The 21,944-nt window shown below is 61.6% G+C and carries 16 protein-coding genes; 11 read left to right on the forward strand and 5 right to left on the reverse strand.

Features of this window, described 5'->3' with window-relative positions; translation table 11 throughout:
• Positions 1-11: 11 nt before the first annotated feature.
• From algK to J3P92_RS20375, 9 genes are all read left to right on the forward strand, one after another.
• Complete coding sequence (gene algK / locus J3P92_RS20335; RefSeq protein WP_434648850.1) at positions 12-1,517, forward strand: alginate biosynthesis TPR repeat lipoprotein AlgK; 1,506 nt, start codon at positions 12-14, stop codon at positions 1,515-1,517.
• Positions 1,518-1,522: 5 nt separating this feature from the next.
• Complete coding sequence (locus J3P92_RS20340) at positions 1,523-3,007, forward strand: alginate export family protein (protein ID WP_434564143.1); 1,485 nt, start codon at positions 1,523-1,525, stop codon at positions 3,005-3,007.
• Positions 3,008-3,033: 26 nt separating this feature from the next.
• Positions 3,034-4,626: a mannuronan 5-epimerase AlgG gene (algG, locus tag J3P92_RS20345; protein WP_420765393.1), complete on the forward strand. Its 1,593-nt coding sequence runs from the start codon at positions 3,034-3,036 to the stop codon at positions 4,624-4,626.
• Between the two features lie 12 nt (positions 4,627-4,638).
• Positions 4,639-6,090, forward strand: a complete 1,452-nt coding sequence (locus J3P92_RS20350) for an alginate O-acetyltransferase (RefSeq protein ID WP_420765394.1) — start codon at positions 4,639-4,641, stop codon at positions 6,088-6,090.
• A 23-nt stretch (positions 6,091-6,113) separates the two neighbouring features.
• Positions 6,114-7,238: a mannuronate-specific alginate lyase gene (locus tag J3P92_RS20355; RefSeq protein WP_420765417.1), complete on the forward strand. Its 1,125-nt coding sequence runs from the start codon at positions 6,114-6,116 to the stop codon at positions 7,236-7,238.
• A gap of 213 nt (positions 7,239-7,451) precedes the next feature.
• Positions 7,452-9,017 carry an MBOAT family O-acyltransferase gene (locus tag J3P92_RS20360; protein ID WP_420765395.1) on the forward strand — a complete coding sequence of 522 codons (1,566 nt, stop codon included), beginning with the start codon at positions 7,452-7,454 and terminating at the stop codon, positions 9,015-9,017.
• A gap of 11 nt (positions 9,018-9,028) precedes the next feature.
• Entirely contained in the window at positions 9,029-10,204 is a 1,176-nt protein-coding gene (locus J3P92_RS20365) for an alginate O-acetyltransferase (protein WP_434648852.1), read from the forward strand.
• Positions 10,205-10,218: 14 nt separating this feature from the next.
• Positions 10,219-10,884 (forward strand): alginate O-acetyltransferase AlgF, encoded by a 666-nt coding sequence (locus J3P92_RS20370; protein ID WP_420765397.1) that lies wholly within the window; start codon positions 10,219-10,221, stop codon positions 10,882-10,884.
• A gap of 152 nt (positions 10,885-11,036) precedes the next feature.
• Complete coding sequence (locus J3P92_RS20375; protein WP_420765398.1) at positions 11,037-12,488, forward strand: mannose-1-phosphate guanylyltransferase/mannose-6-phosphate isomerase; 1,452 nt, start codon at positions 11,037-11,039, stop codon at positions 12,486-12,488.
• Between the two features lie 115 nt (positions 12,489-12,603).
• Here J3P92_RS20375 and J3P92_RS20380 read toward each other — a convergent pair whose 3' ends face one another.
• Positions 12,604-15,363 carry an RHS repeat domain-containing protein gene (locus J3P92_RS20380; protein ID WP_434648854.1) on the reverse strand — a complete coding sequence of 920 codons (2,760 nt, stop codon included), beginning with the start codon at positions 15,361-15,363 and terminating at the stop codon, positions 12,604-12,606.
• 166 nt (positions 15,364-15,529) lie between these two features.
• Here J3P92_RS20380 and J3P92_RS20385 point away from each other — a divergent pair, with 166 nt between their 5' ends.
• Both J3P92_RS20385 and J3P92_RS20390 read left to right on the forward strand, forming a co-directional pair.
• Positions 15,530-15,994 (forward strand): multidrug transporter, encoded by a 465-nt coding sequence (locus J3P92_RS20385; protein WP_434560493.1) that lies wholly within the window; start codon positions 15,530-15,532, stop codon positions 15,992-15,994.
• Between the two features lie 31 nt (positions 15,995-16,025).
• Positions 16,026-16,850, forward strand: coding sequence for an SDR family oxidoreductase (locus J3P92_RS20390; RefSeq protein WP_434648856.1), 825 nt, complete (start codon positions 16,026-16,028; stop codon positions 16,848-16,850).
• A gap of 35 nt (positions 16,851-16,885) precedes the next feature.
• Here the strand turns inward: J3P92_RS20390 and J3P92_RS20395 are convergent, their stop codons facing one another.
• The 4 genes from J3P92_RS20395 to J3P92_RS20410 are packed head-to-tail and all read right to left on the reverse strand — an operon-like array spanning position 16,886 to position 21,713.
• Positions 16,886-17,749 (reverse strand): efflux RND transporter periplasmic adaptor subunit, encoded by an 864-nt coding sequence (locus J3P92_RS20395; protein WP_434648858.1) that lies wholly within the window; start codon positions 17,747-17,749, stop codon positions 16,886-16,888.
• A gap of 10 nt (positions 17,750-17,759) precedes the next feature.
• On the reverse strand, positions 17,760-17,960 hold the full coding sequence (locus J3P92_RS20400) for a DUF1656 domain-containing protein (RefSeq protein ID WP_003205331.1): 201 nt from the start codon (positions 17,958-17,960) through the stop codon (positions 17,760-17,762).
• Positions 17,950-20,115, reverse strand: coding sequence for an FUSC family protein (locus J3P92_RS20405; RefSeq protein ID WP_434651162.1), 2,166 nt, complete (start codon positions 20,113-20,115; stop codon positions 17,950-17,952). Before J3P92_RS20405 ends, J3P92_RS20400 begins: the two co-directional genes overlap by 11 nt.
• Positions 20,116-20,141: 26 nt before the next feature.
• Positions 20,142-21,713, reverse strand: a complete 1,572-nt coding sequence (locus tag J3P92_RS20410) for an efflux transporter outer membrane subunit (protein ID WP_434648860.1) — start codon at positions 21,711-21,713, stop codon at positions 20,142-20,144.
• Positions 21,714-21,944: the final 231 nt, after the last annotated feature.

The raw sequence follows: 21,944 nt of genomic DNA on the forward strand, positions 1-21,944 counted from the left end.
AGGATATGCCCGTGATCACTCCACAAAACAACAATGCGCCGCGTTCCCTGTGGGAGCGAGCTTGCTCGCGATGGGATCGACGCGGTCTGTCTGAGACTCCGAGCAGCCTGCATCGCGAGCAGGCTCGCTCCCACACAGGCTATGCGTTGTGTGCCTTGGCACTGGCCGTCAGCCTGGCCGGTTGCGCCGGCCTGCCCGACCAGCGCCTGGCCAACGAAGCCCTCAAGCGCGGCGACACGGCGTTGGCGCAGCAGAACTATCAGCAACTGGCAGACCTGGGCTACAGCGAGGCCCAGGTGGGCCTGGCCGATATCCAGGTGGACAGCCGCGACCCCGAGCAGATGAGAAAGGCCGAGGCGACCTACCGCGCCGCCGCCGATATCTCGCCGCGCGCCCAGGCTCGCCTGGGTCGCCTGCTGGTGGCCAAGCCCGGATCCACCGAGGCTGAAAGACACGAAGCCGAAGGCCTGTTGAAAAAAGCCTTCGCCAACGGTGAAGGCAATACCTTGATCCCGCTGGCGATGCTGTACCTGCAATACCCCCACAGCTTCCCGAACGTCAACGCCCAGCAGCAGATCAGCCAATGGCGCAGCGCCGGCTACCCGGAAGCCGGCCTGGCGCAGATCCTGCTCTACCGCACCCAGGGCACGTACGACCAGCACCTGGACGAAGTGGAAAAGGTCTGCAAGGCCGCCCTGGCGACCACCGACATCTGCTACGTCGAATTGGCCACGGTCTACCAGAAACGCGGCCAGCCGGAACAACAGGCCGAGCTGATCAAGCAGATGCAAGCCGGTCACGCCCGCGGTGTGGTCTCGGCCCAGCGTGTAGACAGCGTCGCCCGCGTCCTGGCCGATCAGAGCCTGGGCAAGACCGACGAGAAAACCGCCCAGTCGTTGCTCGAAGGCATCGCCCCCGGCTACCCCGCTTCCTGGGTCAGCCTGGCGCAGCTGCTTTACGATTTCCCCGAGTTGGGTGACGTCGACAAGATGATGCAGTACCTGGAAAACGGCCGCGCCGCCGACCAGCCGCGCGCCGAGCTGTTGCTGGGCAAGCTGTATTACGAAGGCAAGTGGGTGCCCGCCGACGCCAAGGTCGCCGAGGCGCACTTCCAGAAAGCCGTGGGCCGTGAAGTGGCGGCCGATTATTACCTCGGCCAGATCTATCGCCGTGGTTATCTGGGCCAAGTGTACTCGCAAAAGGCTCTGGATCACCTGCTCAAGGCCGCCCGCAACGGCCAGAACAGCGCCGACTACGCCATTGCCCAGCTGTTCTCCCAAGGCAAGGGCACCAAGCCCAACCCGGTCAACGCTTACGTGTTCAGCCAGTTGGCCAAGACACAAAACACCCCGCAGGCCACCGAGCTTGCCCAGACCCTCGAAGCACAATTACCGCCGGAACAACTTGCACAAGCGCAACGCCTGCTACAACAAGAGCAGGCCATTCGCGGCGCCATGAGCCCCGATACGCTGGAACTGCAAGCCCTAAAAGAAGATGACGGCGAGGAACCTCTATGAAGCTTTTGAAGCTCAACCCTTTTGTACAGGCTGGTATTGGCCTGTCGTTTGCCCTGCTGTGGTCCTGCCCGACCCTGGCGGCGCTGACCGAAAGCAAGAATTTCGGCCTGGAAGTGAAGATCACCGGCCAGTCCGAAGATGACCGCGACCTCGGCACCCAGAGCGGTGGCGACGTCAACGGTATCGGCCTGGACCTGCGCCCTTGGATCTATGGCGAAAGCGGTAACTGGAGCGGCTACGCCATGGCCCAGGCCGTGACATCCACCGATATCATTGAGACCGACACGCTGCAGCAGTCGGATGACGCGACCCAGCAAACCGACAGCGGTGATCGCGAAGCCAAAAAAAGCTACCTGGCAATGCGCGAATTCTGGATTGGCTACAGCGGCCTCACGCCTTATCCGGGCGAACTGTTGAAGTTCGGTCGCCAGCGTCTGCGCAACGACGACGGGCAATGGCGCGACACCAACATCGAAGCCCTGAACTGGACCTTCGACACCACCCTGCTGCGCGCCAACCTGGGCGTGGCCGAGCGTTTCAGCGAATACCGCACCGACCTCAAGGAACTGTCGCCCCAGGACGAGGATCGCCTGCACGTCTACGGTGACGTGGCGTACCAATGGATGCCAGGCCAATGGGCCGGGATCCGAGCGCACCACACCCATGACAACGGCAGCCTGGACTACCCGACCCCGGGCGAAGCCACCGACACCCTGGACAAGACCCAGAACGGTGACCTGACCTGGCTCGGCCTGGAAGCCAACAGCGATGCCTACAACTGGCGCAACACCAACACCGTCAATTACTGGGCAAGCATCACCGGCATGACCGGCGACCGCGACACCGTCAACCCGCTCGACGCCGACGGCACCCGCCCCGCGCAGCTCAAGCGCAGCGACGACGTTGACGGCTGGGCCACCGACCTGGGTATCCGCCTGCGTCTGGATCCGCAATGGCAAGTCGGTGCGGCCTACGCCCGCGCCAGCGAGGACTACGAGCAGAACGGCCTGCAGAGTAACCGCTCGAACTTCACCGGCACCCGCTCGCGCGTCCACCGTTTCGGCGAGGCCTTCCGTGGCGAAATGGCCAACACCCAGAGCGCCAGCCTGTTCGGCTCCTGGCAACTGCGCGACGAATACGACGCCAGCCTCGTGTACCACAAGTTCTGGCGCGTGGACGGCAACAAGGCGGTGGGCAGCAACGGCATCAATGCCGTGCAAAACAACACTGACGACGTGACCGGCGCCATCTTGTCCACCTCGACCCTGCCGCTGCGCGACGGCGAGAAGGACCTGGGCCAGGAAGTCGATCTGGTGGTCACCAAGTACTTCAAGCAAGGCCTGTTGCCGGCTGCGCTGAGTCAATCCATAGATGAGCCGTCGGCGCTGGTGCGCTTGCGTGGCGGCGTGTTCAAGCCAGGCGACGCCTACGGCAAAGAGGTCGATTCGTACATGCATCGTGCCTTTGTCGACGTGATCTGGCGCTTCTGATGCGAACGGCCATGGGAGTGCCCGATATGAACCGCTACCTCAGGAACAGCCAGGCGATGAAGGGTTCGATCAGCCTGTTGGCCGCAGCGATGCTGCTGGCCGGCTCATCGGCGTTCGCCAACGTTGAACCGGCGGTCAAGCCGGGCAACGTGGTCAAGGAGCTGCAACGAGCCAAGACCTACACCGTCAGCAGCGCGCCGACCGCGCCGCTGGAACTGGCCGCGCCAACCCTGCCCGACCTCAAGGGTTATACCGCCGAAGCGGTCGCGGCGAAGATCGTGCGCAGCAAGCCCGGCAAAGTCAGCGTGCGCCGGATGATGCAGGAAAACGCCTTGAAGGACTTCATCGGCGGCGACAACAAGATGGCCGAGTGGGTGGTGCGTCAGCACGGCATCCCGCAGGCCATCTTCATCGACGACGGTTACATGAACCTCAAGGACCTGGTCAAGAAAGTGCCCAAGCAGTACCTCAAGGAAACGTCGCCAGGGGTGTTCCTGGCGCGGATCCCGATTGTCGTGGGCGAAAAAGGCATCCTGGAAATCGACAAGCAGACCCAGGAACTGCGCCTGTCCCAGGAGGGCGGCTCGTTCCTGGTCAACGATGGGCACATGTTCATCCGCGACACCAAGGTCACCGGCTGGCGCGAAAAGGACAACGGCCCCGCCACGTTCCGTTCGCCCAACGAGTTCCGTCCGTTCCTGCTGTCCTGGGGTGGTACCGAGACCTACATCGTCAATACCAAGATGGCCAGCTTCGGCTACGCCAACAGTAAGTCGTACGGCGTGAGTATTTCCCAGTACACGCCGAACATGGCCAAGGTCCTCAAGCGCCCGGAACCGACCGGCTGGATCATCGGTTCCGAGTTCTCGGACATGTGGTACGGCTTCTACTGCTACGAAACGGAAGACTTTGTGATCAAGGGCAACACCTACAAAGACAACATCGTCTACGGCATCGACCCCCACGACCGTTCCCATCGGCTGATCATTGCCGACAACACCGTTTACGGAACCAAGAAGAAGCACGGGATCATTATTTCCCGTGAGGTCAATGACAGCTTCATCTTCAACAACCGCAGCTACGACAACAAGCTCTCGGGCGTGGTGATCGACCGCAACAGTGTGAACAACGTGATCGCCTACAACGAGATCTACAAGAACCACACCGACGGCATCACGCTTTATGAGAGTGGTGACAACCTGTTGTGGGGCAACAAGGTGATCAGCAACCAGCGCCACGGCATCCGGATTCGTAACAGCGTAAACATCCGACTGTACGAAAACCTGTCCATGGCCAACGGCCTGACCGGTCTGTATGGCCACATCAAAGACCTGTCCGACACCGACCGGGACATCAAGCTCGACCCGTTCGACACCGAGGTGTCGCTGATCGTGGTCGGCGGCGAACTGGCCGGCAACGGCAGCGGCCCGCTGTCCATCGACTCGCCGTTGAGCGTCGAGCTGTACCGCGTGTCCATGCTTGCGCCGACCAAATCCAGCGGCATCAGCTTCACGGGGATCCTGGGCGAACGCCAGGACGAAATCCTCGACCTGCTGGTGCGCCAGCAAAAAGCCGTGCTGATCGACCCTGTTGAAAGCCAGACCGAATTGCGGGACTGAGGAATGACCTTTATGAACCCACGCATGATCAAACTTCTGGGCCTGTCCGCCCTGACCGCCGGCATTCTCGCCGCCGCGAGCGGCGCGCGCGCCGATGAAGTCAAAGCCCCGACCTTTACCGCCGAACCTTGCTGCAACCTGTGCCCGGCTGCCCATGACGCGAAGAACTACACCACGCGCTACCAGCAGAACTTCACCACGCTGGTCCAGGCCCAGGGCGATTGGCTGTTCCGTACCCAGGAAGACCTGCGCACGGAGTTCAACACCACGCCGGCCGGCTACAAGCGCATGCAGCAGTTGCACGATGCGTTCAAGAAAAAAGGCGTAGAACTGGTGCTTGTCTACCAGCCGACCCGGGGCCTGGTGAACCGCAACAAGCTCAACCCGCAGGAAAAGGCCGCCTTCGACTACGAGAAGGCGCTGACCAACTACAAAACCATGCTCGGCCGTTTCGCCCAGATGGGTTACGTGGTGCCGGACCTGTCGCCGCTGACCAACGAAAACCTGCCCGAAACCCTGCCGGCCCATGATTTCTACTTCCGTGGCGACCAGCACTGGACCCCGTACGGCGCCCAGCGCACGGCGAAGATCGTGGCCGAGAAGGTCAAGCAGATCCCGGCATTCGCCGACATTCCCAAGCGTGAATTCGAGACCAAGAAGTCCGGCCGCATGGGCAAGACCGGCACCCTGCACAACATGGCCGGGCAACTGTGTGGCACCAGCTATGCGATCCAGTACATGGACCAGTTCACCACCGAGCCCAAGGGCGAGGCGGGCGATGGCGACCTGTTCGGCGATGCGGGCGACCCGCAAATCACGCTGGTGGGCACCAGTCACAGCGGCAAGAACTACAACTTCGCCGGGTTCCTGCAAGAAGCCATCGGCGCCGACATCCTCAACGTAGCCTTCCCGGGCGGCGGTTTCGAGGGTGCGATGATCCAGTACCTGGGCAGCGAAGAGTTCCAGAAGAACCCACCGAAGATCCTCATCTGGGAATTCTCGCCGCTGTATCGCCTGGACCAGGAAACCATCTACCGCCAGATGATGGCGCTGCTGGACAACAACGGTTGCGAAGGCAAGCCGGCATTGATGAGCAGCAAAGCCAAGCTCAAGCCGGGCAAGAACGAATTGATGGTCAACAGCAAGAATATGGACCTGCGTAACGGCAGTCACCAGATCGACATCCGCTTCGCCGACACCTCGGTGAAAACCTTGCAAGCCACCCTCTGGTACATGAATGGGCGCCACGAGGACATCAAGATCGAAAAACCGAACACCTCCGAAACCGACGGACGTTTCGCCTTCCAATTGCGCACCGACGAAGACTGGGCCTCGCAGAACCTGCTGGCTGTCGAAGTCCAGGGACCCGAAGCCGGTAAAGAACCACTGCAAATCGAAGCGAAAGTCTGCAAACGCAATGCATCTCCGCAAGCCGAGCAACAAACGGCTCAAATCGGACAATGAGGTCTCGTCTCATGACCAGAACCATGCGCACCCGAACGTTGAAAACGCTGCTGGCTCCGTCCCTGCTGACCCTGGCGATGTTCGCCGGGGCCACGCAGGCCGCGGCGCCACTGCGCCCGCCACAGGGCTACTTCGCACCGATTGAAAAGGTCAAGGAAGGCGACGGCGGCAAGGGCTGCGAGGCAGTGCCGACGCCATACACGGGCTCGCTGCAGTTTCGCAGCAAATACGAGGGCTCCGACAAAGCTCGCGCAACGCTGAACCTGCAATCGGAAAAAGCCTTCCGCGACAGCACCGCCGACATCACCAGGATCGAGCGCGGCGTGAGCAAACAAGTCATGCAGTTCATGCGCGACGGTCGTCCCGAGCAGCTTGAATGCACGCTGAACTGGCTGACCGCCTGGGCCAAGGCCGATGCGCTGATGTCCAAGGACTTCAACCACACCGGCAAGTCCATGCGCAAATGGGCCTTGGGCAGCATGGCTTCGGCCTATGTGCGCCTGAAGTTCTCCGAGTCGCGCCCGCTGGCGAACCATCAAGAACAGGCGCAACTGATCGAAGCCTGGTTCAGCAAGATGGCCGACCAGGTGGTCAGCGATTGGGACAACCTGCCGCTAGAGAAAATCAACAACCATTCGTACTGGGCCGCCTGGTCGGTCATGGCCACGTCCGTGGCGACCAACCGTCGCGACCTGTTCGACTGGGCCGTCAAGGAATACAAGGTCGGCGCCAACCAGGTTGATGCCGAGGGCTATCTGCCCAACGAACTCAAGCGCAAGCAACGCGCCCTGTCCTACCACAACTACGCCCTGCCACCGCTGGCGATGATCGCCAGCTTCGCCCAGGTCAACGGCGTGGACCTGCGCCAGGAAAACAACGGTGCCCTCAAGCGACTGGGTGAACGAGTGCTCGCCGGGGTGAAAGACCCGGACATCTTCGAAGAGAAAAACGGCGAAGAACAGGACATGAAGGATCTGAAGATCGATTCGAAATTCGCCTGGCTCGAACCGTTCTGCAGCCTCTACACCTGCTCCGAGGACGTGCTGGAACGCAAGCACGAAATGCAACCGTTCAAGACCTTCCGCCTCGGCGGGGACTTGACCCGGGTGTATGACCCTTCGCGGGAGAAAGGCGAGAAAGGTAGTTAAGACTCAACACATTTGCTGTGGCGAGGGAGCTTGCTCCCGCTGGGGTGCATAGCGCCCCCAAGCCTGACGATGCGACTGCTTCGCAGCCGAGCGGGAGCAAGCTCCCTCGCCACAGGTAAGCAAGCGTTCGAAATGCAATAACCCCCCGGTTTTCATGGGGGGGTTTGGGGGGGCTCTGGCCCTTGACTGTTGATTCAACAAGGAGAGATCGGGATGGTATTTTCATCCAATGTGTTCCTGTTCCTGTTCCTGCCGATCTTTCTCGGCTTGTACTACCTGAGCGGGCAACGCTATCGCAACCTGCTGCTGCTCATCGCCAGCTATGTGTTCTATGCCTGGTGGCGCGTGGACTTCCTGGCCCTTTTCGCCGGTGTCACCCTGTGGAACTACTGGATCGGCCTGAAAGTCGGTGCCGCCGGCGTGCGCACCAAACCGGCCCAGCGCTGGCTGCTGCTCGGCGTGGGCGTGGACTTGGCCATCCTGGGCTACTTCAAGTACGCCAACTTCGGCGTGGACAGCCTCAACGCGATCATCACCAGCTTCGGGCTCAACCCGTTCATCCTGACCCACGTGCTGCTGCCGATCGGCATCTCGTTCTACATTTTCGAGTCCATCAGCTACATCATCGACGTGTATCGCGGTGATACGCCGGCCACGCGCAACCTGATCGACTTCGCGGCATTCGTGGCGATCTTCCCGCACTTGATCGCAGGCCCCGTGCTGCGTTTCCGTGACCTGGCCGATCAGTTCAACAACCGCACCCATACGCTGGACAAATTCTCCGAAGGCTGCACGCGCTTCATGCAGGGCTTCATCAAGAAAGTCTTCATCGCCGATACCCTGGCGGTGGTGGCGGACCACTGCTTCGCTCTGCAGAACCCGACCACGGGCGATGCCTGGCTTGGCGCCCTGGCGTACACGGCGCAGCTGTACTTCGACTTCTCCGGCTACAGCGACATGGCCATCGGCCTGGGCCTGATGATGGGTTTCCGCTTCATGGAAAACTTCAAGCAGCCCTACATCAGCCAATCGATCACCGAGTTCTGGCGTCGCTGGCACATCAGCCTGTCGACCTGGCTGCGCGATTACCTCTACATCACCCTGGGCGGTAACCGCAAAGGCACGCTGATGACCTATCGCAACCTGTTCCTGACCATGCTGCTCGGCGGTCTGTGGCACGGCGCGAACATCACCTACGTGATCTGGGGCGCGTGGCACGGGATCTGGCTGGCGATCGAAAAAGCCGTGGGCATCGACACCAACCCGCGCAGCATCAACCCGATCCGCTGGGCACTGACGTTCCTGCTGGTGGTGATGGGCTGGGTGATCTTCCGCGCCGAGAACCTGCACGTCGCCGGCCGCATGTACGGCGCGATGTTCAGCTTCAACGACTGGTCGCTGTCGGAACTGACCCGCGCCAACCTCACCGGTTTGCAGATCGCCACGCTGGCGGTGGCCTACATCACCCTCGCCTTCTTCGGCCTGCGGGACTTCTACACCAACCGTCCGCCGGTCAAGGCCAAGCCTGAGGTGAGCGCCGAAGCCAATGGCCCGGCCACCGCGCAACCGGGGCTGATCAAAGCCGTACCGGGCGACAACCCGTCGACCATCCATGAACCCGGCTACACCGTGGGCGTCGAAGCCCAGGTGCAACCGGCCTACTGGACCGTGGACTGGTCACGCTATGTGATGCGCGCCCTGGTACTGCTGTTGTTCATCGCCTCGATTCTCAAACTGTCGGCGCAAAGCTTCTCGCCGTTCCTTTACTTCCAGTTCTGAGGGATCCGGACATGACCCGCTCATTACGCATCTTCTACGTCGCGCTGTTTATGTTGATCCTGACGGCGCTGGGTATCTGGTCGATGCGCAGCTTCCTAGGCTTCAGCACCAACCCCGATGCGACCGTGCTCAACGGTCGCTGGGCCAAGGCCGTGGAAACGCACTACGACGATGAATTCCCGATCAAGCGCCTGGGCACCAACATCTGGGCCGCGCTGGACTACAAACTGTTCAACGAAGGCCGTAAGGGCGTGGTCCTGGGCCGCGACCAGTGGCTGTTCAGCGACGAAGAGTTCAACCCGATCGTCAACGAAGAGCAGAACCTGCAAGGCAACTACGCGCTGATCGAAGGCGTGCGCCAGAAGCTCAAGGAACAAAGCATCACCCTGGTCATGGCGATCGTGCCGGCCAAGGCGCGGCTGTATCCCGAGCACCTGGGTGAAGTGAAGCCGTCGAGCATCCACGCCAACCTGTACCAGGACTTCCACGCCCGCGTGGCGACGGACAAGATCCTCGCTCCTGATCTGCTCGGCCCGCTGCAACAGGCCAAGCAGAGCGGCCAGCAAGTGTTCCTGCGCACCGACACTCACTGGACGCCGGAAGGCGCGCAAATTGCCGCGGAACATCTGGCCAAAGCCATTGCCGAACGCACACCACTGAATGGCGAACCACAGCGTTTTGTCACCGAGCCTGCGGAGAAGATCATCCACAAGGGCGACCTGCGCCAGTTCCTGCCGCTCGATCCCCTGTTCGAAAACCTGATGCCGGCCCAGGAGCCGCTAGTCAAGCGCAACACCCGCGAAGCCGACGACCAGCCGGCCAGCGATGACGCGTTGTTCGCCGATGCCCAGGTGCCCGTGGCCCTGATCGGCACCAGCTACAGCGCCAACCCCAACTGGAACTTCGTCGGTGCTCTCAAGCAAGCGCTGCACAGCGACGTCGTCAACTACGCCGAAGACGGCCATGGCCCGATTCTGCCGATGCTCAGCTACCTCAAGAGCGACGCCTTCAAGAACAGCCCGCCACAGGTGCTGATCTGGGAGTTTCCTGAACGTTATCTGCCCGTGAACAACGAGATCGGCGACGCCGATCCGCAATGGGTCGCCGAACTCAAGCAAGCCGGCACCCGCCAACAGAACGTAGCTGCTAACACACAATCCGAGACGCCCGACCGGGCGCAAAACTGAAAGAGAGGTCCATCATGACTTTCAACACTACTCCTCGTCGTCTCGCTGCTCGCTCCTTCAAGGCCGTTGCCCTGGTCGCCAGCATGAGCGCCCTTTCCTTCTCAGCCTTCGCCGGTGACTCGGCCCTGTATGGCCCTGTCGCGCCGAAAGGCTCGAGCTTCGTGCGGGTCTACAACGCCAGCAACGCCGAAGTCAGCGCCACCGTCGGCAGCACCAACATCAGCGACGTCGCCCCCTTGGCCAGCAGTGACTTCAGCTTCATGCCTGGCGGCGACTACAGCGCCAAGGTAGGCAGCCAGACCGTACCGGTTAAACTGGCCTCCGATCACTATTACACCCTGGTCAACAACGCCAGCGGCCAGCCACAACTGATCGAAGAACCACCGTTCAAGAACAAGCAGAAATCCCTGGTCCGCGTACAGAACCTCAGCGACAAGAAGCTGACCCTCAAGACCGCCGACGGCAAGACCGACGTGGTTAAGGAGGTAGCGGCCAAGGGCCGTGGCGAACGTGAAATCAACCCGGTGAAAGTGTCCCTGGCTCTGTACGAAGGCGACAAGAAAGTCGGCGATGTGAAGCCAGTAGCCCTTGAGCGCGGCGAAGCGGCCGTACTGTACGTGACTGGTTCTGGCAGCAGCCTGTCGCCTGTCTGGGTCAAGCGCCCGGTGTCCACCCGCTGATGAGTTTTTCTGACTGACGCTTCACCTGTGGGAACGAGCAAGCTCGCTCCCACAGGACACAGGTGTCATTCGGATACGGAACAAAAACAAGAGAGTGAAACGACAGAACGCAGTAGCTCTAAAACCATTTTTGCTTCAAAGGAGTAACAAACATGATTCCGGTGATCTTGTCAGGTGGTAGTGGCTCACGTCTTTGGCCGCTTTCGCGCAAGCAATTCCCTAAACAGTTCCTGGCCCTGACCGGCGAACACACCCTGTTCCAACAGACCCTCGAGCGCCTGGTGTTCGAAGGCATGGACACGCCGATCGTGGTCTGCAACAAAGAGCACCGTTTCATCGTCAACGAGCAGCTGTCCGCCCAGAATCTGGAAGCCCAGCGCATCCTGATGGAACCGTTCGGTCGCAACACCGCGCCGGCCGTGGCCCTGACCGCGATGATGCTGGTCAACGAAGGCCGCGACGAACTGATGCTGGTACTGCCGGCGGACCACGTCATCGAGGATCAGAAAGCCCTGCAACGCGCATTGGCCCTGGCCACCGTGGCGGCCGAGCGTGGCGAAATGGTGCTGTTCGGCGTCCCGGCCACCAAGCCGGAAACCGGCTACGGCTACATCAAGTCGACCAACGACGCCTTGCTGCCTGAAGGCGTGAGCCGCGTGTCCCACTTCGTCGAAAAACCCGACGTCAAGCGCGCTACCGAGTTCGTCCAAGCCGGCGGTTACTTCTGGAACAGCGGCATGTTCCTGTTCCGCGCCAGTCGCTTCCTCGAAGAGCTGAAAAAACACGATCCGGACATCTACGACACCTGCCTGCTGACCCTTGAGCGCAGCGAGCAGACCGCCGACACCATCACCTTCGACGACGCCACCTTCGCCTGCTGCCCGGACAACTCCATCGACTACGCGGTGATGGAAAAAACCCAGCGCGCCTGCGTGGTGCCGCTGTCGGCGGGCTGGAGCGACGTCGGTTGCTGGGCATCGCTGTGGGAAGTCAATGCCAAAGACACCAACGGCAACGTCACCAAGGGCGACGTCGTGGTCCAGGACAGCCGCAACTGCATGATCCACGGGAACGGCAAGCTGGTGTCGGTGATCGGGCTGGACAACATCGTCGTGGTCGAGACCAAGGACGCCATGATGATCGCCCACAAGGACAAGGTCCAAGGCGTCAAGCAGCTGGTCAACACCCTCAATGCCCAGGGCCGCACCGAAACCCAGAACCACTGCGAGGTCTATCGTCCGTGGGGTTCCTATGACTCGGTGGACATGGGCGGTCGCTTCCAGGTCAAGCACATCTCGGTCAAGCCGGGCGCGTGCCTGTCGCTGCAGATGCACCACCATCGCGCCGAACACTGGATCGTAGTCAGCGGCACCGCTGAAGTGACCTGCGACGAGAACGTGTTCCTGCTGACCGAAAACCAGTCGACCTACATCCCGATCGCGTCGGTTCACCGCCTGCGCAACCCGGGCAAGATCCCGCTGGAAATCATCGAAGTGCAGTCCGGTAGCTACCTGGGCGAAGACGACATCGAGCGCTTCGAAGATATCTACGGTCGTTCCACCCCACTGGAGCGCGGCGTGTCGGTGAAGACTATCGCCCAATAAGATCAGCAACGATCAGCCAGACAAGAAGCCCTCATCCAGCCCACTGCGTCCCCTATCCGCAGTGGGTTGGGTGGGGGCTTTTTTATGTTCCTGTCAATCAAGACGAACCCCAATATCATCCAGGGAAGGGAATCCATTCTTTAGTGCCTCTTTTCCGGTAAGAAACTATATAAGCGGCCGGAATTGGCGTGATGAAAGTGAGTTCTACTGTTACAGGCGGAATCATCGCAACAAAGTCGGCGTTCTCAAGCGAGTCATCGCTCATCAGAAGGCGAGCACTCAGCCGTCCTTTCGGTTTGAACTCAAACGGTTGTTGAAGACCTAAGGTCCGATTGTTGATCTCGCGCTCTTTTAGCCCAGGAATTTCCATTCGATACAGATAATTTCTGGTGTCGCCATACCCGCCAGAATCCTCGTCCATTCCCAAAGACACATAACCTGGGACCGGACTTCTTACATGTTCACTGGCGAGCGTATTGAAACCTTTGCTCACCACTGCGTTCCGAAAATCCTTCTTGATTTCCAGGCCTCGGTTATCTCTGGGATAAAAGCCGCCGGCTTTCAATATTTGTTCAGGAGAACGGTCATCGCCTCTCATTGCCAAAACTTTGCCGGACGGGGTAAGTGTTAGGGTATGCGGGCCGACCAGCATCTTTCCTCCCTCAATCGAGGGAGTTTGCGCAGCCTCATACATCTCTGCCGAACTGGTGCTTTCTAGTGGCGGTCTCACCGACCGCTCAGACACTAGCCCCAGCGTAAAGGGAGGCGGATTTTGTTTCGCCGTAAATGCGCGGTTCTCGGTCCCTCCCTTGGCAAGGGTCGTTGGAGCGTCTCGAGTCGTGCGGGCAGGTTCAAACAGACTTCTTATTTTACTGACATCTCCTCTGTTCTGCTTCTCAGGCATGAGCCCGTCACCGTCAACGAAAGTCACGGGAGTGTTTTTGACCATACGATACATATTCAAACCATCGACCGCGCCAGCCGGGTCCGGATTCAGCCAGCGCTGCAACCATGGGATGTAATAACGAAAGCCATAGTAATAAAGCCCCGTTGCATCCCGTTCCTTGCCCGAATAACGCACCGTCTTGTAACCCACCTCGATTGCATTTTCCCCAACCAGATACGCGGTTTCGCCAAACGGATAAAAATGCTCCTGGCTGATGATCCGCCCGTCCTCGGCCAGCTCCAGGCTCACCGAACCCAGATGATCGGCGACGCTGTATCGGTAGCAATCATTCTTCCCGGTGGGCGGCGTGCTTTCCCAATGCAACACCCGAACCTCGCTGAGCCCGCCCTGGGCGACGATCACTTGCAATGCCTCGCCCGTGCCGCTCTCGGCACGCAACTCCAGCCCCGGCAGATATCGCACCTCGGCAGCCAGCGTGCGGGTGCCGGTCTGCAAGGTGCGAAGTTTGCGCGCCCGTTGTCCGCCGCCGTCGTAGACATACGCTTCGCTGTCGTTGAGCCCCGAGTCGCGCTCGATGGGCGTGACCGACCTCAACTGGTTGCGCAGATCCCAGGCCAGGAACCGACCGGCGTCCAGCTCCAGGCAATTGCCCCGTGCATCGAACGCGGCGGCGATTTCATCCTCGGTGGGCGGCACGCCGTTGCGGTAAGGCAGGCAGCGATTGCTGTGGCGAGCCGCTTTGATTTCCCGGCCATGCCTTTGGGCGCCGACGTGAGTCAGCTCCAACAGGTTGCCAGCCTCGTCGTAGCGGTAGGCCTGTCGGTAATTGCTGACCGCCGCCGGGTCGCTGCGTCCTAGCGAGTCGGGGCCTTGGTTGACCGTTCCCGCCTCCCACCCCGTGGCTTCGATCAGTTGATAAAGACTGTCGTACGTGAAGCGGCTGATCGGATCGATGCGTTGGTTGGCGAAGTAGCGGATCGCCTGGGCCTGGTCTTCGATGCTCAGCACATTGCCCATCGGGTCGTAGTCGTAGCGCAAATGTTGCAGCACATGGTCGGCACGCATGGCTTGGCGTTCGGACAAGCGTCCGTCCTCTGGGTCATACGTGAGTGAAGTCAGCACGCCGTTGCCGGCTGTTTCCTGCTCGATTTTTCCTTGGGCGTCGTAGCGAATGTCGCTCACCAACGCCTGCCAATCGTCTTGCCCCTCCAACAGCAATTGACTGCCGGACAGCCGGCCATCGAGCGTAAGGCCTTGCCGTTGTCGATTGCCCCTGGCGTCGACCCGCTCCAGCACATCACCCAACGGCCCAACGCGCCACGTCGAAACGGCGCCGTCTCCAGGCTCCAGCAGGTGCTCGCGATCGCCCTCGGCTTCCGGCCAATCGGGCAGAGCCGCATCGAGGATGAAGCGGCGCTCCTGCAGGAGGTTATGCCCGGTCAAGGCAAAGGATGCCAGCGACAAGGTGCCCGCCGTGTCGTCGTGGCGGATCAATTGCCCGTACTGGTTGTGGTCTTGATCGCCCTGGCCCGGATAGCCATACGTCAGGCGTTCGGTACACCGGCGCGGCTGCCCGCTGCCTTGTTCGAACACCGCCACGGGGCGAAGCAGTTCGTCATGGAGCAGGTCGCGCTGCGTCCCTCGGCTGTCCCAACCCAGCAGAACTTCACCGGCGAAACCCGGCAGATCGGTCTGCCGACCGGCATCAACGCTGTCTGCCCGCAGCGTCGTGCCGGACAGTGAATAAAGCATTGAGAGATTGGCGGGCGTCGATTCGTCGTTTTCCTGCAAGATCCATAAACGCGGATCCCACTGTTTCACCGCGTGTCCAGCCACGTCAAAGAGGCTGCGGTTGATGCGCCGCTGCGCGGGAGCAATCTCCTGGCTGCGGCAGTAGCCCACCGAGCGAACCGGCAAGCTTCGCGGGTCGACAGCGATTAACGTCGGCGTTCGATAATCCATGCCCATCAGCAGCAGCTCCGTAAAGTGCCAGGTAACCCGGCACATCTAACCAACGGTCGCGCAAGGCTGCCTACTGTCATGTATGACAGTGACGACGGACGGTGCAGGGCAGATGAATATCCATCGCCCGCGCCCTTCGGTAGGATGTGGCGATAGGAACGGAGGCTTCAACATGCTTATCGGCGTCGCGCTGGTCATCACCTGGCTCATCCTGCTATTGCGCTACCCGGCCAAGGCCTTGCCGGTTTCCCTGGCGGCGTTCGTCGGGCTGGGGCTGGTCGCGGCGTGGGTGCTTTGGCAGGAAAACCGCGAAACCCGGCAACTGGATCGCCTGGATGTGCGCATTGCCTATGCGCCTGAGCGCTGCCCTGCTGATCGTCCGCTGTCGTTGAGCCTGAAAAATGGCAACGACGTGCCGTTGACCGAGCTGCACTGGCGTATAGCGGCCTACGCGCCCGGCGACACCATCAACCTGGCCGAAAACGTCTACAGCTCACCCCGCTATCGCGGCCCTGGCGAACTGCAACCAGGCGCCGACTGGCAAGACTGCCTGCCGTTGCCGCCGTTGCGCCCCGGCTATCGCCCGCAAACCTTGGAGTTTCGTGCCGAGCGGTTGCAGGGTAGTTTTTCCAACTGATTCCATCACAACGTTACCCAAGGAAAGCGCCATGCCCGTTGCGTTGATCACCGGATGTTCCAGCGGCATCGGCCGCGCCCTCGCCGACGCGTTCAAGGCCGGCGGTTACCAGGTCTGGGCCAGCGCGCGCAAGACCGAAGACGTGGCGCAGCTAAGCGCTGCCGGCTTCACAGCGGTGCAACTGGACGTCAACGACGGCCAGGCATTGGAGCAGTTGAGCGAGCGGATCAACCAGCAACACGGCGGCCTCGACGTGCTGGTGAACAATGCCGGCTATGGCGCCATGGGCCCGCTGCTGGACGGCGGCGTGCCGGCCATGCAGCGCCAGTTCGAAACCAACGTGTTCGCCATCGTCGGCGTGACCCGCGCATTGTTCCCCGTGCTGCGCCAGGCCAAGGGGTTGGTGGTCAATATCGGCAGCGTGTCCGGTGTGCTGGTCACTCCATTCGCCGGCGCCTACTGCGCCTCCAAGGCAGCGGTACACGCCCTGAGCGATGCGTTGCGCATGGAACTGGCGCCGTTCGGCATCCGCGTGATGGAAGTCCAGCCCGGCGCCATCGCATCCAGCTTCGCCAAGAACGCCGGGCACGAGGCCGAACAGTTGATCAGTGAGCAATCGCCCTGGTGGCCGCTGCGCGACGGCATTCGTGCCCGCGCCAAGGCATCCCAGGACAACCCGACCCCGGCCAGCGAATTCGCCGCCGCGCTGCTCAAGGCTATCCAACAGCCCAAGCCACCCCGCCTGCTGCGCCTGGGCAATGGCAGTCGTGCATTGCCGCTGATGGCCGGCCTGCTGCCCAAGGGGTTGCTGGAGAAAGGCTTGATGAAGCGGTTCGGTTTGGGTCGGCTACTGTAATCGTTCCGGTCTTATTTGCCGTTGTGGCGAGGGAATTAGCGGTGACTGTATGGCTCCACCACCACGGTGCAGGTCATCCCCGCCGCCAGCAGCACGTCATCCGGCACTTCGTCCAGATGAATGCGCACCGGCACCCGTTGGGCCAGGCGTACCCAGTTGAACGTGGGGTTCACGTCGGCGATCAACTCACGGCTCTGGGGATTGTCGCGGTCGTAGATCCCCCGGGAAATACTTTCCACGTGGCCCTTGAGCACCTCGCCACTCATCAACTGCAATTGCGCGGAATCCCCGACCCGCACCTTGGGCAGCTTGGTCTCTTCGAAAAAGCCATAGACCCAGAACGAATTCATATCCATCACGGCCATTTTTGCCTCGCCGATGCGCGCGTAGTCGCCACGGTGCACGTTGAGGTTGGTGACGTATCCGTCCACCGCCGCCCGAACCTCGGTGCGGGCCAGGTTCAGCTCGGCCGCCTCCAGCTGCGCCTGGGCGTGCTGGTAGTCAGCCTGGGCTGAATCGGCGATGTTGCTGGCGTCGTCACGGTTCTCCCTTGAGATCACCAGGCTGTCCAGATCGGCGCGCCGATGGGCATTGACCTTGCGCATCTCCCAGGTGGCCTTGCGTGACGCCACCAGGGAGCGCGCCTGCTTCACCGCGATGCGGTAGTGCTCGGGGTCGATGCGCATCAACAGGTCGCCTTTTTTCACCAACTGATTGTCGCGCACCGGCACCTCGACCACCTCCCCGCTGACATCGGCAGCGACATTGATGATGTCGGCCCGTACCCGGCCGTCGCGGGTCCAGGGCGTGTTCATGTAATGCACCCACAATGTCCGGCCGATCCACAGCGCCAGGGCCACGATCAACAACGTCGCCAGCAGGCTGAAAAATTTTTTCATCGCATCGATCTCAACGGTAGACCGTCAGCGCCAGCGCGCCGAACAGACAAGTAAACAGGCTCAGGCGCAGCAGCGCCGGGTGCCAGAAAAAACGGTACAGGTCCAACCCCGACAGGAACCGATCCAACGCCCAGGCCAGGCCGGCGGCGATAAAGAACATCAAGGTCATGGTGGGCATGTAGACGCCGTGGAAGGCGATTTCACGGGGCATGTTCAGGTTCCTGGGAAAGCGGCATGGCATGGCCGGCCAATGGCGATTGCGGGTCTAGCAAAGAGGTACGGATGAAGTGCAGGTAGCTTTTCACCCGGCGCAGGGCCGAGGTGTCGAAATGCGGGGCGAAAGGTTCGTCGGTGGCCTGCACGCGGCTGATGGCGTGGTCCACCGCCACCAGCGCACGCTCCAGATTGTTCTGGCCGGGCTGGCGGAACAGCCGCACCAGCGCACGCCCCATCCCCCGAATCGCCTGGCGCCATGGCTGGCTCTCGGCGTAGGCCGGATGCACCGGTAGCGTCGCCTGCTCCTTGCGCAACTCGATGATGGCGTGGCCGATTTCCAGCACTACGAACATCCAGCGCAGCAAATCCCTTTGCACTCGGGGTTGCCCCGCCGCCAGTCCGTAGGCTTGGTGCAGCAAGTCCCGGCTGCGGCTCTCGAAACCCGAGGCCAAGCCCTTGAGCTTGCCGCTGATGGCGAACACCACCTGTTCGCGCAGGTCCTGTTCAAGCCGACGCCACAGCCAGCGGCTGTTGGGCGGCAGGATAATCGCGCCGGCGGCGGCACATACGAGCATGCCGAGGATCATCGCAATGTAATCGTTGATGAAGGTGTACGGGTTGTAGACCGTCAGGTTGTCCGGCACCGAGCCGGTGCAGAAAAAGATCAGCAACCCCAGCCCGACTCCGGCGTATTGCGGGCGGGAACTGAGGAATGAGCCCACGACAATCACCGGCGTCAGCATCACGCAGAGCAAGGGGAAACCGTCGATCAATGGAAAGACGAAAAACATTTCGACGAAGCCGATCAGCGCCCCTAACAACGTGCCGCAGGCCATCTGGAACGCCATGCGCTTGGGGTTCGGCGTGGCGGCGGACAGCCCGACGGTGGCAGCGGCAATCATCGTCATGGTCGCGCCGCTCGGCCAGGCGGTGGCGACCCAATAGCTGCCCAGCACCAAGAGGATGAACGCAGCGCGAAAACCGGAAGCGGCTGCCGCCAACCCGTTGGTCTGCGACACGAAGGGCTCGTCCCAGCGTTCGCGTTCGTGGCGGTGGTCGGCCAGGGATGCGTGGGTCTGGGCGTAGCCGTGCAGGTCTTCGACAAACCGATATAACAGCTCGTAGGCGGTATGAAAATCCAACTGCTGCGCGTCACTGGGATCCGTCTCCAAAAACTGCGCGCGCAATCGACGGACCTGGGCCGGCAAGTCGGCCTTGTAGTCTGCCAACGCGGCCGCCAAGCGCGCCGCATCAGCATCAATCAAGGGCCGTGCGCTGAAACCGTCGAGCAGTTCGGCGAGGGTTTGCAATCCAGGCTCGATGGCGCTCGCCACCGAGTCCGCCGTGCCAGTGCGCAATCTTTCGAGCAATTGGTGCAAGGCGTTGAATCGGGTAGTGATGCCCATGAATTCGCTGTTCAAGCGACTGAGCCGGCCGTTGCGCCGGCGCATGTGCGGGTCTTCGAACACCGTCACGCTGCGCAGGCCCTCCAGGCCCACCGCTTCGGCGATGAAACCGACGTTACGCGCCTCGAATGCCTCGGGTTGGCTGCGCCCGCGCAAGCCGTCGGTGACGAACAGGGCGAACACACCAAAGCGCTGGTAAAGCGCGTTGCGCATGGCGGCACTGGCGGTTTGCGGCAGGATCGCGGCGCTGACCGCGGTGGAACAGAGGATCCCCAGGGAAATTTCCAACACCCGCCAGACCGCCGCCATGAAGGCGCCCTCGGGATGGGCCAGGGCCGGCAGGCCGATCATCGCCGCGGTGTAGCCGGCCAGCACGAAACCATAGGCGCGAAAGTTGCGATAACGCGCCGCCCCCGCCGAACAGATGCCCACCCAGATCGCCAGGCACCCGAGGAACAGCTCGGTGTGCTGGGCGAACAAGGCGATTAACGCAACCATCACCGCCGAGCCGGCCAACGTGCCGAGCAAGCGATAGAAACTTTTGGCGAACACCTGCCCGCTCTGCGGTTGCATGACGATGAACACCGTGATCATCGCCGTGCGCGGCTGCGGCAGCTCCAGGCGCATCGCCAGCCACAACGTGAGGACCGCGGCCAGCAAGACCTTGAAGATGTAGACCCAGGTCACGCCGTCGCTGCGGGCCCAGTCGAAGAAACCACGGCGCCATTCGAGGCGATACAGCATGAGTAAATACGTCACGGAAGGAGCACTCAGCATCTTGGCGAGGGAGCTTGCTCGCGCTTGGGTGTGCAACATCCATGGGCGGAAACCGGGGCCGCTTCGCAGCCCAGCGGGAGCAAGCTCCCTCGCCATGGGCCATTGCTTGCAACAGGCATGTCACTGCCAGCCTCCAGCCCGCCGCCCAACGCGGTGACCAGATCGGCATGGGCACTCAGGCGCGCCGCCTCCACCCGTTGTTGCACCTGTTGTCGCTTGAACAACAGGCTTTGGGCATTGAGCACGTTGAGGTAATCGGTGAGCCCACGCTGGAACGCGACCAGCGCAATGTCATAGGTGCGCTGTGCCGCGGCAACGGACTCGGCGGCGAAAGCCTGTTGTTTGTCCATCGACTCGCGGCGGATCAACTGGTCGGAAATGCTCTTGAGTGCGTTCACCAACGTCTGGTTGTAGTGCGCCACGGCAATATCGTAGCCGGCGGTCGCCTCGCCCAATTGCGAACGCAGGCGACCGCCGTCGAAGATTGGCAACGAGATCGCCGGGCCGACGTTGTAGGTGAGTTTCTTGCCGGTCAGGAACTCCAGCGCCCCGCCGCCGGTGGCCATGTAGCCCAGGCTGCCTACCAGATCGACGTTGGGGTAAAAGCCGGCCCGGGCCACATCGATACCCCGTGCCTGGGCTGCCACTTGCCAGCGTCCGGCAACCACATCCGGGCGTTGGCCGAGCAGTTCGGCGGGCAACGTGGACGGCAGCTTCAAGGCAGCACCCAAGGCCAGGGTCGGACGGTGCAAGCGCGCACCGTCTCCCGGTCCCTTTCCCGCCAGCGCGGCCAGTTGATTGCGGCTCAAGGCGATGGCTTCGTCGAGGGCGTCGAGTTGACGATGAGTTTCAGGCAGCGGCCCTTGGGCCTGGCTGACTTCGAAGTGCGTGCCGATGCCACCATCCAGGCGTTTCTGTGCGAGTTCGAGGATCTGCTCTTGCTGACCTAGGGTCGCAGCGACTATGTCGCGCTGGGCATAGTGCAGCGATAACTGGATATAGGCGCGCACGATGTTGTTCTGCAATTCCAACTGCGCCTGGCGTGCCTCGGCGACGCTGACATGGGCCAGGTCGACGGCCCGCTCGCTGGCATTGCGCTCGCGCCCCCACAAGTCCAGGGCGTAGCTCAACCCCAGGGCGGCGTTATTGTCCCAAGTAGTGGTATCGGCCAGTTCGCCAGGGCCGTAGAACTGGTCGGTGGGCCAGTTGTGGCGCTTGAGTGTGGACTCGCCATTGATCTGCAGTGACTCGGCGGCCTCGGCGATTCCGGCCATGGCCCTGGCCTGGCGGACCCGCGCGGCGGCCATGGCCAGGCTCGGGTTGTCTGGCACGGCCAAATCGATCCAACGGTCGAGTTGCGGGTCGCCATAGGCTTTCCACCACTGGCGGTTGGGCCAATGAGCGTCGTGGGCAGCCTCGCGAATCGCCTCGTCGGTCGCCAATTGGTCGGGCGACAACGCCTTGCCTTGCGGCGCAATTGCTCCCGTGCCGATGCAACCACTGATGGTTAACGTCAAAACCCAAACACTGAGAGTCTTCAGCTCTCTGCTGATGCAACGCGGCACAGGCGCAATATTCCTAAAAGAAGGGGCTGACGACGGTCTGCGGATGACTGCAAGGCCTGTGGGAGCGAGCTTGCTCGCGATGGGGTCCTCGCATACAACACTGAAGTGAATGCCCAGACGCCATCGCGAGCAAGCTCGCTCCCACAGGTCCTTGACACCAGATCGCTCTGCATTGGCAGCAATTCTAGGGACCGCCCCCGATAGCGATAAGCCGACCTTTCTGTGAATCTT

Origin of the sequence: Pseudomonas sp. D3-27, assembly GCF_051132165.1 — a bacterium.
Taxonomy (GTDB): domain Bacteria; phylum Pseudomonadota; class Gammaproteobacteria; order Pseudomonadales; family Pseudomonadaceae; genus Aquipseudomonas.